2 protein-coding genes are annotated in these 2,195 nt (G+C 39.0%); one reads left to right on the forward strand and one right to left on the reverse strand.

Annotated features, from left to right (window positions below):
* Positions 1–372: 372 nt before the first annotated feature.
* Positions 373–1,656, forward strand: a complete 1,284-nt coding sequence (locus AC220I_RS21570; protein WP_486725933.1) for a YjiH family protein — start codon at positions 373–375, stop codon at positions 1,654–1,656.
* A 343-nt stretch (positions 1,657–1,999) separates the two neighbouring features.
* On the opposite strand, the gene AC220I_RS21575 is transcribed toward AC220I_RS21570, so the two are convergent.
* On the reverse strand, positions 2,000–2,195 hold a 196-nt coding region (locus AC220I_RS21575), incomplete at its 5' end, for a DUF6363 domain-containing protein (RefSeq protein ID WP_486725934.1).

Below are 2,195 nucleotides of genomic sequence, written 5' to 3' on the forward strand. Positions count from 1 at the left end.
GCTGTAAAAAGACCAGCCAAAATAATATCTTTTGTTTTAATCGTTGAATTTTTCATATTTTCTCCCCTAGATGAATTTTTCATTCTCATTATAGAGGCGTTTTGTCCTTTTTGTAAGTGTCAGATTATCGGTTTTTAATAGGGACAGATTGGCAGCTACATTCTAAAAATCAGTGAAAATCAATCCCAAGTTGTAGAAAAATGTATTTTAATACGTATTTGTGTATATTTATTGCAGGCAACTTTGCGGCGTGCTATACTTCTCCAGGTGGAAATTTATAAATATATTCGGAGGATTATTCAATTGAACAAGTTTAAGTTTATTTCATTATCATTAGTAGGATTTGTCTTTTTCCTAGTACCCTTTACCTTTATGGGACAGAAGAAAATTGCGATTTCTCACATCATCAACTTTATCACAGGTAACTTCCTAAACACCTTCATCGGCTTTACGATGCTCTGTGCAGCACTTGTCATATTAGGGACTATCCTATTTAACACCTTAAAGCTCAAAGGGGATTTCTTAAATGACGTTTTCAAGACCTCTTTGCCAAACCAATTTTTAAGAGTCACAGGCTCAGGCTTATACCTTATGGTACTTCTAAATGGCTTTGAAGGTCATACATGGTCAAATATGATTCTCAATCCAAACACCGGCGGCGTCATGGCAGGTGACGGTGGGTTACTCACGACTTTATACATTACTTTCTTTGTTGGTCTACTGGCATTACCTTTGTTGACCCACTTTGGTTCTGTGGAATTCTTCGGCATACTACTGGGACCTGTGGTTAAAAAACTATTTGATGTCCCTGGATATTCTGCAGTGGATGCCATCGCTTCATTTGTTGGCGACGGTACCATAGGCATCGTGGTGACAGACACCCAGTATCAAAGAGGATACTATAACAGACGTGAAGCTTATATCATCGCAACGAGTTTTTCAATCGTCGGAATCGCCTTTGCCTCAGCCGTTGCAGAAGAACTGGGATTCTCAGATATCTTTCCTGTTTTTTATGGTACCATTGCCCTCATAACGGTGATTCTTGCCATGATCACATCAAAGCTGCCACTTAAAAAATTCGATTCGACATATTTTGAGGGCCGTACACAAAACGAAATCAAAATACCTGATGGTCAATCGGCATTTTCCTATGCGGTTTCACAAGCCACTCAAATGGCTTCTAGTACAAGTTTTCGTCAAGTTATAAAAGATGCCTTTAAGGGGGTTATTCACGTCTACGTAGGCTTCTTGCCCATTATCATGTTTGTGGGTACATTGTCCTTGATTGTTGCTGAATACACCAATTTTTTCAGTGCCATCAGTGCACCGCTAATTCCCTTATTCCAGTTTGCCGGTTATAGCACTGAAGTAGCTTCCATGATGGCGCCAGCTGCGCTCGTAGGATTCGCTGACATGTATCTGCCAGCACTCTTTATAGGCGAGTCGCTCTCAGATTCCTCAAGATTTTTTATAGGTGTTTTAGCATTTACCCAGCTCGTCTTTATGTCTGAGACTGGCATGGTTCTTGTCAAAAGTAAAATCGGCCTCAATTTCGGAGACGTCATTAAAGTCTTCCTCTTCAGAACGGCCGTATCAATACCACTCCTATTTATTGTGACCAATATTCTCGTCCACTTAGGATTGTTTGCCCATTAAATCGACTTTCGTAAGTTGAAAAATTCTTGGTCCAGCCAATTTTCGCTGATGCTGTTTGAAGAGTACACTTCTCATCACAGCTTTTGGCCCAAATTTTGTCGTATAGAAAATGCTCTCGTCGGTATACTGACAAGAGCATTTTTATTATCGCTTATCTATTATTTCGATGAAGCAGTCTCATTTTAAAGTTTCTTATTCGTGACATATAAGTACTCGTATAAATCACACCAATAATCAGCACGGCAAAAGACATGCTATGTCCGGTTGAAGGTGCATTAAAAACCAATTTATTTTCCAATATGCCTTTTCCCTGTTCGAAAGGCGATACAGTTATTGCATATGTTTATCCAACTTCAACCATTCTATTTTCAGCCATATAGGCTTTCAGTTCCGCTAATCGTTTTAAGGCTTCCGCTCTTCCAAGCTGATAAACGCGTTCTAGCTCTTCTGGATTTTTTTCTACTTTACCAATATCTAAAGTTTCACTTGGACAAATCACAAACAGGTCTCCTAAAGATTCTTTTTTTCGAATGTAATCA

It is taken from the genome of Fusibacter sp. (assembly GCF_057447755.1).

What these genes read in the sequence shown, in the direction of transcription:
- AC220I_RS21570 (WP_486725933.1), top strand. Translation starts at nt 373, where the DNA reads ATGGGACAGAAGAAAATTGCGATTTCTCACATCATCAACTTTATCACA.